Below are 12942 nucleotides of genomic sequence, written 5' to 3' on the forward strand. Positions count from 1 at the left end.
TTTAGTGGACTATACCCCTTTGTGGTGGGTGCGGAGATGGAGGAGGGAGACGGCCACGCCCGCCGCCTCCGGCGGTGCGTGCTGGAGCGTCGACGCCTGGAGAGGCGCGATGACGAGCCCGCCGGCGGCGCTCATGCACATGGCGCAGAGCGCCAGCAGCACGGGCAGGTAAGCCTGTGGGGCGAGCAGTCCGACCAGGCCGCTCGCCAGCATCGAGACTGCCGACAGCGCGAGCCCCGCCGGCACGGTCCAGTCGCCGAAACGCCGTGACACGCGCCAGGACAATGCGGAGGCAAGCGTCATTGACAGAGCCGCCGGCAGCGTGACCGCCGCCGCCGCGAGGGCGGACAACCTGAGGCCCTCCTGTAGGAACATGGCCAGGACCAGCGTGGACGCCAACCCGGAGCCGAAATAGCCCATCGCGGTCAGCACACCGGCCGCGAACTGCAGGGACCGCGTCAGCGCCGGATGCACCAGCGGTAGCCGCCCAGAAAGGGCATAGCGATGCTGCCACAGGAAGAACGAACCTCCCAGCCCTGCCACGACGGTCAGCCACAAGAGCACGGTCGCGCCGGCCGAGGGCTGGACGAACGGAAGCATCAGCGCCAGCGTCAGGCCCCCATGAGCGCCAGACCGACGAGGTCGAGGTCGGGGCCACCCACGCGGGCGCGCACAGGCGGCAGGTGGCGCCGCGCGAGCGCCAGCGTGAGCGCGCCGGACGGCACCGCCAGCAGGAGGACCAGCCGCCAGCCCGCCTCGGCCCCGCCACGGCGATGACGGCCCCGCCCAGCGGAGGCCCGAGCGCGCCCGACACACCACCAGTGACCGCGGACAGGGCCAGCGCCCGGGTCCTGGCGTGCCCGGTGAACGTGTCCTGCATCGTGCCGATCATCTGGGAGTTGACCAGACCTCCGCCGAGCCCCTGGAGCAGGCGAGCCGCGACGAGCGCCCACGGGTGCGGGACGAATCCGGCCAGCGCGGCCCCCACGGTGAAGATCGTTATGCCGGCGACGAAGAACGGCTTGCGCCCCCGCACGTCGCCGAGCCGCCCGCCGGGGATGAGGGCCAGGCCGAAGGCCAGCGAATATCCGGCGACCATCCACTGCACATGGGTGGCGTCCGCCCTCAAAGAGCCGCGCAGGGCTGGGATGGCGATGTTGAGTACCGAGTTGTCGAGCAGCGTGGTGAAGCCGCCGGCCATGCAGACGGCGAGCACGCGCCGACCGGCCGGATCGAAGCCGGTCGTCACAGGCGAGGGTCCGGCACGCCGCAGGCGCGGGTGCTCATGCCCGCAACAGCGGTAGGAGCTGGTCGCCCTGGCGCTTGATCTCCGGCAGGTAGGGGGTGTCGGAGAGCACGAAGTGGGTGATGCCGAGTGCCTGGTATTTGCGCAGTGACTTCGCCACGTCCTCGGCCGAGCCGACCAGCCAGGTGGTGCCGGCGCCGCCGCCGCCGAACTTGCCGGGGGCGGTGTAGAGGTTGTCGTCGAGCACCTCTCCGCGCGCGGCCAGGTCGATCAGCCTCTGCTGGCCGACGGCGGTGAACCAGTTCGGGTCGCGGGCAATGCTGCCTTTCGCCATCTGGGCGACCTTGGCCTCGGCGTCGGCCCAGGCCTGTTCGGTGGTGTCGCGCACCAGCGTGGTGATGCGCAGCCCGAACTCCAGCGGAGGGTGCTCGCGTCCGAGCTTCTCACCGAGGTGCTTCAGCCGCTCGATCCGCTCGCCGACGCCGGTGAGTGGCTCGCCCCAGAAGAGCTGGACGTCGGCCTCGGTGGCGGCCACCTTCTCGGCGGCTTCGGAGGCGCCACCGAAGTAGAGCCGAGGGTGTCTGCGTTCGTCTCCGATGGCTGTTCGCGGCACGACGGTGGAGTCGGTGACGCTGAAGTGCTCGCCGTGGTAGGTGACGTTCTCCTCGGTCCACAGCTTTCGCACGATCTGGAGGAACTCCTTGGTACGGGCGTAGCGGTGGGCCTGGTCACCTTCGCTGTCACCGTACGCCGCCAGGTCGTCCTTGCCCGACACGATATTGATCAGCACCCGTCCCCCGGTGAGATGGTCCAGGGTCGCGGCGGCGGAGGCGAACTTGGCCGGATGCCAGTAGCCGGGCCGGACTGCGATCAGCGGCTGGAACGTCGTCGTCCGCGCGGCCAGCGCGGTGGCGACCGTGAAGGTGTCGGGCCGTCCCCAGCCCGTGCCGATGAGCGCCCCGCCCCACCCGTGCTCCTCGAGGACCTTGGCGTGGTTGGTGAGGGTCTCCAGGCTGTTGTGGTTCTCCACGACGTTGTCGCCGCGGTGACCGGGCTGCGCCTGGTTCGGGATGTACCAGAGGAACTGGAGGCTCATCAGCGGCTCTTCCGTTCTGTCAAAAAACCCCTTCTTCATGTAGGTAAAGTGTAGATTGTGGTGCTTCAACACTCCAGGCGAGCTCGACATCGCTTTCCTACTGGGCCTTGGCGCGGTGCTGCGTTCCCCTAAAAGCCGATCGGCTCGTGTACCAGCACGATCGTGCCGCGCTCCGGAAGAGCCTCCCGCTCCAGGATGAGGATCTTGCCGATGAACGACGACTGGCCGAGCTCCTGGAGGCGGAGGTGCTCCCGCGGCAGGCTGTAGGAGCGGATCCGGCGCAGGGCCGGCACCACCTTCTGGGCGCCGATCACCCAGATGGCCTTGCGGGCGCCCGAGGCGTACGGCGCGAGCCGGCTGCCGCTCGCCGAGGCGACGACCAGATGGCCGTCCTCGGTCACCGCGTGCGCGCTGCCGACCACGACGTCGGGAGTGGCGCCCAGGCGGATGCGGGTCTGCGCGTCGTCGCCGAGGTCGCCGGCCTGGACCCGTACGGAGGCGAACTCGCCGGAGTCGTCGATGTCGGCTGCGATGCCGGACAGCCGGAGCGTCTCGCTGGAGGTGGTGAACACGCTCTCATCGCGGGGAAGCAGGGGTACGTGGTGGCGAACTGGGTGCGGACCACGGCCAGGTCGGCGGTGATCTTGCCCTTGGCGGCCAGCTCCTTGCTGGTCACGAGCACCTTGCCGGTCTTGCGCAGCTCGCCGAGCACCGGCGTCCAGACGTAGGCGGCGTCGATGTCGCCGCGCGTCCAGGCGGCCTGGATGTCCGGCGGCTCCAGATCGACGACCGTGACGTCGGACTCGGCCAGTCCGGCCTCCTGCAGCGCGGCGAGCAGACCGCGTTTCTCCTGGCGCGCCTGTACGGGGTGACCGGCGACGAGCGCTTCCTGGGTGCCGCGCGCAGCGGGGCCGGCTTCGTCCGCGAGATCAGCGTGGTCGGCGACCGGCGGGCCATGGTGCCGCACCACGTGCCGCAGGCGCGCGAGTTGCGCTACGCCGGCTTCTGCTCGGGCGCGGCCGGGGTGGCCAGGATGTTCTACGAGCTGTACCGGGTGACGGGCGACCCCGGTGACCTGGACTGGATGGAACGGCTGGCGCACGGCATCGACAGCGCCGCCCCGCCGCGCAGGACCGACGGTTACTGGAACGTGGCCTGCCAGTGCTGCGGCACGGCGGGCCTGGTGGAGTTGTTCGTCGGGCTGTGGGCGGTCACCGGGCGGGCCTCCTGCCTGGAGTTCGCCCGCGCCCTCGCCACGGATCTGGTCGCCCGCGCCACCGACCATGACGGACGCGGCTACCGCTGGTACCAGGCATATCGGCGGGTGCGGCCCGGCGAGGTGAGCGCGGACACCGGCTACATGGTCGGTGCGGCGGGCATTGGCGCGGCCCTGCTCCATCTGGACGCGGCCGGGCAGCCGGACCGGGCGCGCCGGGTTCTACTCCTGCCTGACAACCCGTTCCCCGCGATCCCTGTGCCGTTGGCCGTACTTCCCGCGTGAGACTCCGGTCAGGGTGGTCTGACCCTTCTGCCGACTTGACGAGCACCCTTCCTCGCTTCTATAAACACACTAAAGCCACTAAATAAGTGGGAAATAGGGAGAAGTGATGAACGCTCGCAAGGTTCGTGGAATGGCAGCCGCCCTGGCCGCCCTGGCGCTCACTTCCATGGCGGCCGCCTGCGGGGGTACGGGCTCCACGGACACGAGCGCCAAGAGCGGCGGTGGAGCCGACACCACGCAGGTGCGGCTCGGTTTCTTCCCCAACATCACGCACGCCACCGCACTGGTCGGTGTGGAGAAGGGCATCTACGCCAAGCATCTGGGCGCCGCGCCCAAGACCAGTACGTTCAACGCGGGCCCGGCCGCGATCGAGGCCGTCTTCTCGGGCGCCATCGACGCCACCTACATCGGTCCCAATCCGGCCATCAACGCCTGGTCGAAGTCCAAGGGCCAGGCCATCAAGATCGTCGCCGGAGCGGCGTCGGGCGGCGTGTTCCTCGTGGTCAAGCCAGAGATCAACTCCGTGGAGGATCTCAAAGGCAAGAAGATCGCCACCCCGCAGCTCGGCAACACCCAGGACGTTGCGCTGCGCTACTGGCTGACCGAGAAAGGGCTCAAGAGCGACACCAAGGGTGGCGGCGACGTCTCCATTGTCCCCCAGGAAAACTCCCAGACCGTTCAGACCTTCGCCACCGGCGACATCGACGGCGCCTGGGTGCCCGAGCCGTTCGCCAGCCGCCTGATCAAGGAGAGCGGCGGCAAGGTTCTGGTGGACGAGCGCGACCTGTGGCCGAACAAGCAGTTCGTGATCACTCACCTGATCGTCCGCCAGCAGTGGGCCAAGGAACACCCCGACCTGCTCAAGAAGCTGATCGAGGCGCACGTCGAGGCCACGAAATTCATCAACGACGACCCGGCGGGCGCCGCGACGACAGCCAATGCGGCCCTGCAGAAGCTGACCGGCAAGCCGCTCAAGCCCGAAGTGCTCGACAGCGCGTTCAAGAACATCACCTTCACCAACGACCCGATCGCCTCGTCGCTGGTGACCAGCGCCGAGCACGCGACGAAGGTCGGCCTGCTCGACCCGGTCGACCTGAACGGCATCTATGACCTCAAGGTCCTCAACGAGGTCCTCGCCGCCCAGGGCCAGCAGGCCATCTCCGACAAGTAGGGGGTACTCCCGATGTCCGCTCCGCTGACGGAGCAGGCCGCCGGCCGGATCGATGGGCAGCAGCCCGCGATCCGGCTGGAGGCCGTTTCGAAGATGTACGGCCACGGCCGCACCGGCCTGCTGGCTCTGGACCAGGTCTCCCTGTCGGTCGCCCCCGGCGAGTTCGTCTGCCTGCTCGGCGCCTCCGGCTGCGGCAAGAGCACCCTGCTCTCGCTGGTGGCCGGGCTGGACCGGGTCTCGGCCGGACGGATCGACGTGGACGGCAGCCGGGTCGCGCTGATGTTCCAGGAACCCGCGCTGTTCCCCTGGCTGACGGTGTCGGCCAACGTGGAGATGGCGCTGCGGGCCAAGGGCGTGCCCAAACGGGAGCGCCGGGACCGGGCCGCGGAGTTCCTCGACATCGTCCACCTCGGCGGGTTCGGCAGGAAGCGGCCGCACGAGCTGTCCGGCGGCATGCGCCAGCGGGTGGCCCTGGCCAGGGCGCTCGCTCAGGACGCCGACGTGCTGCTGATGGACGAGCCATTCGGCGCCCTGGACGCGATGACCCGCGACCTGCTGCACGACGAGCTGGAGCGCATCTGGCGGGAACGTGCGCTGTCCGTCCTGTTCGTCACCCACAACGTGCGTGAGGCCGTACGGCTCGGCGACCGGGTCGTGCTGCTGTCCAGCCGCCCGGGCCAGGTGGTTGAGGACTTCCCCGTGACCCTGGAGCGGCCCCGCCGCACCGACTCAGGAGAGGTGGCTGCGCTGGCGAGTCAGATCACCGACCGCCTCCGCCAGGAGGTCATGCGCCACGCCCGCGAGGAGGGCCAGAGATGACCGTCACCGACACCCACGCCCGGCAGATCGCCGGGCTGGACGCGCTGGAGCTGGGCACCGGCCGCCGCACCAGCCTGGCCTCCCGCGTCTGGTCGGCGCTGTGGCCGATGGTCTCCGCCGTGGCCATCGTGCTGGTCATCTGGCAGGCGGTGGTATGGGCGGGCTGGTGGCCCGAGTACGTCTTCGCCGGACCCGTCACCACGCTGTCCGAGCTCGGCCACCGGCTGGGCGATCCCGAGTTCTACACGGCCCTGGCGGTCACCATGCGGCGCGCGGTCACCGGTTTTGCCCTGGCCATCGCGGTCGGGATGGTGGTCGGCGCGCTCGTCTCGCGGATCAGGCCGCTGCGACGCGCGGTGGGCTCTCTGATCACGGGCCTGCAGACGATGCCGTCCATCGCCTGGTTCCCTCTGGCCATCCTGCTGTTCGGGCTGAGCGAGAGCGCGATCCTGTTCGTCGTGGTGCTGGGGGCGGCGCCGTCCATCGCCAACGGCCTGATCACCGGGGTGGACTACACGCCGCCGATCCTGCTGCGCGCCGGGCACATGCTCGGCTTCCGCCGGCTCGCCCTCTATCGCCACGTGATCCTGCCCGCCTCGCTGCCGTCCTTCCTGGCCGGGCTCAAGCAGGGCTGGGCGTTCGCATGGCGTTCGCTGATGGCCGGCGAGCTGCTGGTCATCATCGCCAACCAGGCCTCACTCGGCGAGCAGCTGCACTACGCCCGCGAGCTGGCCGACTCACCAGGCCTGCTCGCCACCATGATCATCATCCTGGTCATCGGCATCGTGGTGGACCGCGTCTTCGGCGTGGCGGACGACGCGTTGCGCCGCCGCTGGGGTCTGCAGCAGGTGAGCACCTGACCCGGGCGACCATGCGGATCTCCGCCCGAACCCAGTACGCGCTGCGCGCCGCGGCCGAACTGGCCGCCGCGCCACCGGGCCCGATGCCGGCCGAGAAGATCGCTGTGGCTCAGGGCATTCCACGCAAGTTCCTGGACAACATCCTCCTCCAGCTCCGCCGGGCCGGCCTGCTGCACAGCCAGCGCGGCTCGGACGGCGGCTATTGGCTGGCCCGGCCCGCCGACGAGATCACGCTGGCCGACATAGTGATGACCGTCGAAGGCGTCTCCGAGGGCGGTGACCACGGCGGCTATCCCGGCGTCGCGAGCCCGCTGGCGGAGGTATGGACCGCGTTGCGCGACCAAGAGGAGAAGATGCTGACCGACATCACCCTGGCCGACATCGCCCGCGGATCCGTGGGCACCCAGTGACACGACGACGCCCGGCGCGCCCGGTCCGGACATCACGGTCGGCGCGCGGGGTGCGGCGAGCCGCACGTCACCGCCGCGCTCACTGCGGCGTTGTCGGATCCGGACGCCGACGTGCGCGCCTACGCTCGCCACGCGCTCGAGACAGCGGAGCCGCCTCCTGGGACATGCAAGAGACGACGGGGCGGCCCCTGCGCTCGGTTCGCCCCATCTCTTCATTCGGGTGAGAACGTTAGGCGATCGCCGGTTCGCCCGAGGGGCGCGGCCCGCTCGCCGGAGACTCGTCGAGCGGCTGCGGGGGAGCGTTGAGCACCGCCTCGTCGATACGGCCCTCGCTGCGGGCGACGAGGACCGGCACCACGATCTGTCCCGCGACGTTCGTCGTCGTACGTGTACCCGCCGACGGTCCCCGCTCGACAACCCTTCCCCGCCATTCCCGTGCCGTCCGCTGTGCTTCCCGGGATTTGGTGACCGGGTCAGTCCCACAGGGGGAGCGGGCGGCCGGTGCCGTTCTTCAGCGCGGCTGTGTAGAGGGCCTGGGCGGCGGCCACGTCCTGGACGGCGGTGCCGGTGGAGTCGAAGACCACGATGTCGTCGGCCCGCTCGCGTCCCGCCTTCACCCCGATCACGATCTCGCCCAGCTCGGCCTTGACCGGCGTCGAAGGGCGGTGGTGGAGCTCGCCGACCTCGGCGCACTGGTGGGTGACGTCGGTGACCAGGGTGGCGGCACCGAGCAGGTCGTCGTGGAGCTCGCGCTTGGCCGGCGCGTCCGAGCCCACGGCCGCCACCAGCGCACCCGGCCGCACATCGGCCAGGCCCAGGTGTGGGCTGGTGGACGGGGTGAGGGTGACGACGACGGCGGCCTCAAGCGCGGCCTCGCCGGGTGTGCGGGCGGCGACGGCGTCATGCTCTCCGGCGAATCGCGCCGTCTTGGCCGGGTCGCGGCCCCACACCACGACCCGCTCGATCGGCCGTACCGCCCTTATCGCCGTGATGTGGGCGGCGGCCTGGGCGCCCGTGCCGAGGACCGCCAGGGTGGCGGCGTCCGGCAGGGCCAGGTGGCGTACGGCCACCGCGGTCGCCGCGGCCGTGCGCAGCCGGGTGACCGTGGCCGACTCCAGGAACAGCAGCGGCTCGCCGTTTCCCGCGTCGAACAGCGCGATGACGCCGACGATGCTCGGTCGCCCCAGCGTCGCGGGCCGGTCGTAGAAGCAGGCGCCGATCTTGACGGCGACCACGCCGTCGAGCCCGGCGGCCTTGATGTGGAACTCGCCGGGCGGGCTGTCGAGGTGGGCGAGGCGGCTCGGGGAGGTGTCGCCGCGGGCGTAGGCGGCGAAGGCGTCCTCGATGAGGTCGATGTAGTCGGTAGAGGTGAGCAGCCGCTCGATTTCCGACTGGGTGATCAGGAGCATGCCGCGAAGCTACCGCCCCGCGCGGGCGGCCGAGAGCGGGCGAACAGCTCCCGCTCCTCCGCGGGGAGCGAATCCCAGGCGGCGACGTCGTGGAAGGGCTCGGAGTTGCGGGGCGGCAGCGCGGTGCCCGCAGGGAAGAGCCCGTCGGAGAGCTGCCTGGCGAACCGCTCCTCGCGCAGCGCGTCCCAGCCCTTGGCGTACTTTTCCCGATATTTCGCGATGTCGGAGGGCTTGGCCATGAGCGGGCCGTGCACCGCCGGATGCGCCAGATACAGGAAGTACGGCTTGCGGGCGTCGTGCGTCCGCAGCGACTTGATCATCCCGATCGCCTGGTCGGTGAGGTCGTCGGTCAGGTAGTAGTTTTCGGGATAGGCGTCGATCTCGACCGGGGAGTTGTCGCGGACCAGGCGGTGCGGATGGTGCAGCGAGGTCAGCCCCTCCAGGATGCCGTAGAAGCGGTCGAAGCCCTTCTGCGTCGGCCAGGAGGCGCGGGGAGCTCCGTCGTGCATCGTGGCGTCTTTCGTCAGGTGCCATTTTCCGACCGCGAAGGTGGCGTACCCGGCGCCGCGCAGGATCTCGGGCAGCGTCGGCATGTCGTCGGCGATCTCGAAGGCGTGGCCGGGGAAGCCGGGATCGGCGTTGGCCACGTAGGCGTACCCGGCCCGGTGATGGTTGAGGCCGGTCAGCAGGCTGGCGCGGGAGGGGGAGCAGAGCGGGGGGCGTGGTAATTCGTGAAACGCAGGCCGCGCGCGGCCAGCCGGTCCAGGGTCGGCGTGTCGATCTCGGAGCCGTACGGCCCGATGTCGGCGAAGCCCATGTCGTCGAGCAGCACCAAGACGATGTTGGGCGCGCCCGCGGGGGCGCGGACCGGTTCCGGCCACCACGAAGTGGACTCGGCCACGGTCCTGCCGACGTGTCCGTGAAAGGCCCTACGCGCTCCGTTCGAGGTGGTGCGCGGGCGGGGCACCCCGATGGCCCCGCCCGCACGTTGTCAGGTCGTCAGGCGACGACGAGGGACTCGGCCCGGAACTCGCGCCCCGCGACGATCTCGGAGACGAACCCGCCCGGGCCGACCGGGCGATCGCCGATCAGGGTGACCCGGTGCAGGGTGCGCTGGACGTCGAGGTGGTCGAGGTCGGACGGGGCGAGGTGGGCGGTGGCCCGGTTGTCCCAGAAGGCGAGGCTGCCGGGCTGCCAGCGGAAGCGGACGGTGTACTCGGGGCGGGTGATCTGCTCGTACAGCAGCTCCAGGACGCGGCGGCTCTCCAGGGCGGAGAGGCCGACGATGTGGTCGGTGAAGCCGGGGTTGACGAACAGCGCCCGCTCGCCGGTCTCGGGATGCACCCGCACCACCGGGTGCACGGAGACCAGCAGGTTGTCGTTGATCCGCTTGAGCAGCTTGCCGTCCTCGTCGGTGGTCTGGTAGCCAGCGAGGAAGCGGTGCTCGGCACGCAGCCCGTCCACGAAGTCGCGCAGCGGCTTGGACAGGCCCTCGTAGGCGGCGACCAGGTTGGTCCACTGGGTGTCGCCGCCGAATTCGGGGACGGTCTCGGCACGCAGGATCGAGGCTGCGGGCGGGTTGACTGCGGCGGTGACGTCGGTGTGCCAGCCGGAGTAGTAGGAGTACTTCCGCTTGCGGTACAGCTCGCGGTAGTTCGCGCCGTAGCGTTCCTCGTAGCGGCGCGGGTCGATGGTGAGGATCTGCGGGTGCTCCTCCGGCGGGGCGTCCTCGTGCGGGTGGGCGTGGGTCAGCTCGCCGAACTGGCGGGCGAAGGCGATCTGCGAGCCGTGGTCGAGGGTCTGGCCGCGGAAGAAGACCACCTTGTGGGCGAGCAGGGCCTGGCGGATCTCCTCGACCGTGGTGGGGTCGAGGGGGCGGGCGAGGTCGACGCCGCTGATCTCGGCGCCGATGTGCCCGGCGACGCGCTCGATGGTGAGGATGGGCATGGTGAAGCGCTCCTGAAGCGTTGTTTGGTGTCCTAACGGAATCAGGGGATGGCGGGACCCTGAGGGTCACCGCATGGGACAGAGCGCGCTCGCCTGACGTCGCAGATCGACGTGGAGGCGAGCCACCAGAAGCTCGCTTCTCTTCACAAGCCAGATCTTGCGCGCAATAATTCATGTATGTCAAGTAGGAAATATTTGGCTTTCGGCTTCGTGGGGCTCGGAGGAGGCGGATGGGGACGACTGCGGCGGCCGGCACTCCGACCCATCGCGGTATTCCTGATGACATGCGCACACCCTTTTCCTGCTCTCGGTCGGTGCCGTTCGGCCGCCGCTGCAGCGGGAGCGATCAGGCGGGGTCGAGCTCGGCCCAGGCCACGGTGGCGCGGTAGCCGTCGGAGCCGGTGGCGGTGACGAACAGGCGTAGCTGCGCGTTCTTGACGCCGGGGTCGATGCGCGGATCGGTCGGCTTCAGGACGTCGGTGAGCAGCGGGCCGGTGAAGGTCGCACCGGCGGCCGTGGCGGTGTACCGCTCCCGCCCCGACGGCAGCCCGCGCAACCAGTGGCAAGCCACCATCGGGGGCATCGAACGCCACGGCGACAACGTCCGCGTCCACCTCGACGGCCCCATCACCGCCTTCGCCGACATCACCCCCCGCCGCCCTGGCCGATCTCGGCCGGTGGGTGGACGCCGCCTCCGGCAAAACCTTCGCCACCCCAACCCGGCCACCGGCCAGACTCTGGCCCAGGTGGCCGAGGCCGCCGCCGAAGACGTCGAGCGGGCCGAGGACCATCTGACGGCGACGAGGATGATGCCCGCCAGGGTCATGAGGATGTCGCCGTGGGCACGGCTTGCCGGATCGCCTCTGGCGCACGGCTCACTGGACCACCCGGAAGTGGTGGGTGCCGTCCCGCTCGAGTTGCTCGACCAGACCGAACTCCCACGCGAGGTACGCCTCCATGGCCGTCCGGGCGTTGTCAGTGCCCTCGTACGGGCGCCGGTACCGGTTGGCCGGATCGACCGCGTAGCGCGCCGGGTCCGATTCCAGTGGTGCGGCGGTGCGCCAGGCCGCCGTGCCGCCGTCCAGGCTGAACACCGGCGCGGGGGTGAGCCGGCGTAGGTCTGCCGCGGCGAAGCGCGCCTGCACGCCGGTCGGTGAGGTGACGACGAACCGGGTCGCAGGGCCGATCGCGTCGAGCGCGGCGGGCAGTTGCGCTCGGATGGCGTACCAGGCGCCGGGGATGTGCCCGGCGGCGTAGCCCCGGCTGGGTGCGACGTCGATGACGACCGTGTGGGGCTGGGAGGCGCCCAGCCAGGTATGCAAGGTCGCCGGGTCGATGGTGTCGACCGGGGGCGGCTCTGGGCGGGGAGCGGGCTCCTCGCCTTGCCGGGTGAGGTCCTCGGGGGCGGCGGGGCTGATCGCCCAGGTGTCCCAGCCCATCTGGGCGAGCCACGATCCGGTCATCGCGGCGCGGACCCCGTCGTCGTCGACGAGGACGATGCGGGCGCCGCGCACCGGCGCGTAGTGGTCGGTCTCCTGGACGAGTTGCCCGCCGGGGGCGTGGCGGGAGCCGTCGAGGTGTCCGCCGGCGAATTCGGCCGCTGAGCGGACGTCGAAGACGTAGGTGGTGCGGTCAGGGCGGTGCAGGCCGGGGAGGTCACTGGTGCGGATGAATCTGACGCCGGCGCGCCGGCCGATGGTGCGGGCGCCGGCGAGGGAGAGGCAATGGTGTGACTCCGCCACGGTGCGCGGCGCAGTTCTGGTCGCTCCGTGGTCGAGTCGCTGCCCGGCGAGGGTCCAGCCGATGGTGCCGTTGCGTAGCGCCGCCACGGGGTTGGGCAGGCCGGCGTTGATCAGGGACTGGGCGCCGATGATGCTGCGGGTGCGCCCGGCGCAGTTCACGACGACGGGGGTGGCGGGATCGGGGGCGAGCTCGCGTACGCGCAGTACCAGCTCCGCGCCGGGCATGCTGGTGGCGGTGGGGATGCTCATGGTGTGGAACTCGTCGAAGCGGCGCGCGTCGACGATGACGGGAGGCTTGCCGGAGTCGATGAGTGCCTGTACTTGCTGTGCGGTCAGGGAAGGTGTGTGGTTGATCGACTCGACCAGCTCGCCGAATGCCTTGCTGGGCACGTTGACGTCCTGGAAGATCTCGCCGCCGGAGGCGATCCAGCCGTCGAGCCCGCCCAGCAGCGCGTGCGCCCGGGAGTAGCCGAGCTGCCGCAGGACGTTGATCGCCCGATGTGCGGGCGCGTCCGCGTCGCCGTAGACGACAATGAGGGTCTCCCGGCGGGGGATGCGCCGCCAGGCGTCCAACTCCAGCCGGGAGAGGGGGAAGTTGGCGGCCCACAGCGGGTGTCCCTGCGCGTACACGGCTTCTTCGCGCACGTCGGCGATGACGACCTCGTCGCGGCGCAGCAGCAGCGCGCGCACCTGCGAGGCTGGGATGCCGGTGGCTTCGGTCGGCTGAGCCCGCATCGTCCG

Annotated in this window: 14 protein-coding genes and 3 pseudogenes; 5 read left to right on the top strand and 12 right to left on the bottom strand. The window is 70.5% G+C overall.

Annotated elements, in window-relative coordinates; translation table 11 throughout:
• Positions 1 to 9: 9 nt before the first annotated feature.
• From ABZS69_RS51485 to ABZS69_RS51505, 5 genes and pseudogenes are all read right to left on the bottom strand, one after another.
• A complete protein-coding gene (locus tag ABZS69_RS51485; RefSeq protein WP_355387864.1) occupies positions 10 to 600 on the bottom strand; it encodes a hypothetical protein in 591 nt (196 codons plus the stop codon).
• Positions 601 to 766: 166 nt separating this feature from the next.
• A pseudogene (locus tag ABZS69_RS51490) lies at positions 767 to 1201 on the bottom strand (MFS transporter); the annotation flags it as partial.
• A gap of 82 nt (positions 1202 to 1283) precedes the next feature.
• The gene (locus ABZS69_RS51495) at positions 1284 to 2342 is read right to left on the bottom strand and encodes an LLM class flavin-dependent oxidoreductase (RefSeq protein WP_355387695.1); all 1059 of its coding nucleotides are present in this window, start codon (positions 2340 to 2342) and stop codon (positions 1284 to 1286) included.
• Positions 2343 to 2470: 128 nt separating this feature from the next.
• Positions 2471 to 3097 carry an LUD domain-containing protein gene (locus tag ABZS69_RS51500; RefSeq protein ID WP_355387849.1) on the bottom strand — a complete coding sequence of 209 codons (627 nt, stop codon included), beginning with the start codon at positions 3095 to 3097 and terminating at the stop codon, positions 2471 to 2473.
• Positions 2995 to 3312 (bottom strand): annotated as a pseudogene (locus ABZS69_RS51505) (glycine betaine ABC transporter substrate-binding protein); the annotation flags it as partial. The gene ABZS69_RS51500 and the pseudogene ABZS69_RS51505, both read right to left, overlap by 103 nt.
• Between ABZS69_RS51505 and ABZS69_RS51510 the strand changes: the two are divergent.
• The 5 genes from ABZS69_RS51510 (at position 3193) to ABZS69_RS51530 (ending at position 7103) form a co-directional block, all read left to right on the top strand.
• On the top strand, positions 3193 to 3843 hold the full coding sequence (locus ABZS69_RS51510; RefSeq protein ID WP_355387852.1) for a lanthionine synthetase LanC family protein: 651 nt from the start codon (positions 3193 to 3195) through the stop codon (positions 3841 to 3843). The pseudogene ABZS69_RS51505 and the gene ABZS69_RS51510 overlap by 120 nt on opposite strands.
• 106 nt (positions 3844 to 3949) lie before the next feature.
• Entirely contained in the window at positions 3950 to 5014 is a 1065-nt protein-coding gene (locus ABZS69_RS51515; protein ID WP_355387698.1) for an ABC transporter substrate-binding protein, read from the top strand.
• 12 nt (positions 5015 to 5026) lie between these two features.
• Positions 5027 to 5833 (top strand): ABC transporter ATP-binding protein, encoded by an 807-nt coding sequence (locus tag ABZS69_RS51520; protein WP_355387700.1) that lies wholly within the window; start codon positions 5027 to 5029, stop codon positions 5831 to 5833.
• Positions 5830 to 6693 carry an ABC transporter permease gene (locus ABZS69_RS51525; protein WP_355387703.1) on the top strand — a complete coding sequence of 288 codons (864 nt, stop codon included), beginning with the start codon at positions 5830 to 5832 and terminating at the stop codon, positions 6691 to 6693. Before ABZS69_RS51520 ends, ABZS69_RS51525 begins: the two co-directional genes overlap by 4 nt.
• Before the next feature lie 11 nt (positions 6694 to 6704).
• A complete protein-coding gene (locus ABZS69_RS51530; RefSeq protein ID WP_355387706.1) occupies positions 6705 to 7103 on the top strand; it encodes an Rrf2 family transcriptional regulator in 399 nt (132 codons plus the stop codon).
• Positions 7104 to 7332: 229 nt separating this feature from the next.
• Here the strand turns inward: ABZS69_RS51530 and ABZS69_RS51535 are convergent, their stop codons facing one another.
• From ABZS69_RS51535 to ABZS69_RS51565, 7 genes and pseudogenes are all read right to left on the bottom strand, one after another.
• The gene (locus ABZS69_RS51535) at positions 7333 to 7461 is read right to left on the bottom strand and encodes a hypothetical protein (protein ID WP_355387709.1); all 129 of its coding nucleotides are present in this window, start codon (positions 7459 to 7461) and stop codon (positions 7333 to 7335) included.
• Positions 7462 to 7576: 115 nt separating this feature from the next.
• Complete coding sequence (locus tag ABZS69_RS51540) at positions 7577 to 8512, bottom strand: ornithine cyclodeaminase family protein (RefSeq protein ID WP_355387712.1); 936 nt, start codon at positions 8510 to 8512, stop codon at positions 7577 to 7579.
• A pseudogene (locus ABZS69_RS51545) lies at positions 8503 to 9329 on the bottom strand (sulfatase-like hydrolase/transferase). Before ABZS69_RS51545 ends, ABZS69_RS51540 begins: the two are co-directional and overlap by 10 nt.
• Positions 9330 to 9511: 182 nt before the next feature.
• Positions 9512 to 10459 (bottom strand): TauD/TfdA family dioxygenase, encoded by a 948-nt coding sequence (locus tag ABZS69_RS51550; protein WP_355387715.1) that lies wholly within the window; start codon positions 10457 to 10459, stop codon positions 9512 to 9514.
• A gap of 66 nt (positions 10460 to 10525) precedes the next feature.
• Positions 10526 to 10606, bottom strand: coding sequence for a putative leader peptide (locus ABZS69_RS51555; protein ID WP_355387855.1), 81 nt, complete (start codon positions 10604 to 10606; stop codon positions 10526 to 10528).
• 199 nt (positions 10607 to 10805) lie between these two features.
• On the bottom strand, positions 10806 to 11033 hold the full coding sequence (locus ABZS69_RS51560; protein WP_355387718.1) for a hypothetical protein: 228 nt from the start codon (positions 11031 to 11033) through the stop codon (positions 10806 to 10808).
• 301 nt (positions 11034 to 11334) lie between these two features.
• Positions 11335 to 12936, bottom strand: coding sequence for a rhodanese homology domain-containing protein (locus ABZS69_RS51565; RefSeq protein ID WP_355387721.1), 1602 nt, complete (start codon positions 12934 to 12936; stop codon positions 11335 to 11337).
• Between the last annotated feature and the right edge of the window lie 6 nt (positions 12937 to 12942).

It is taken from the genome of Nonomuraea sp. NPDC005650 (assembly GCF_040605375.1).
GTDB lineage: Bacteria > Actinomycetota > Actinomycetes > Streptosporangiales > Streptosporangiaceae > Nonomuraea.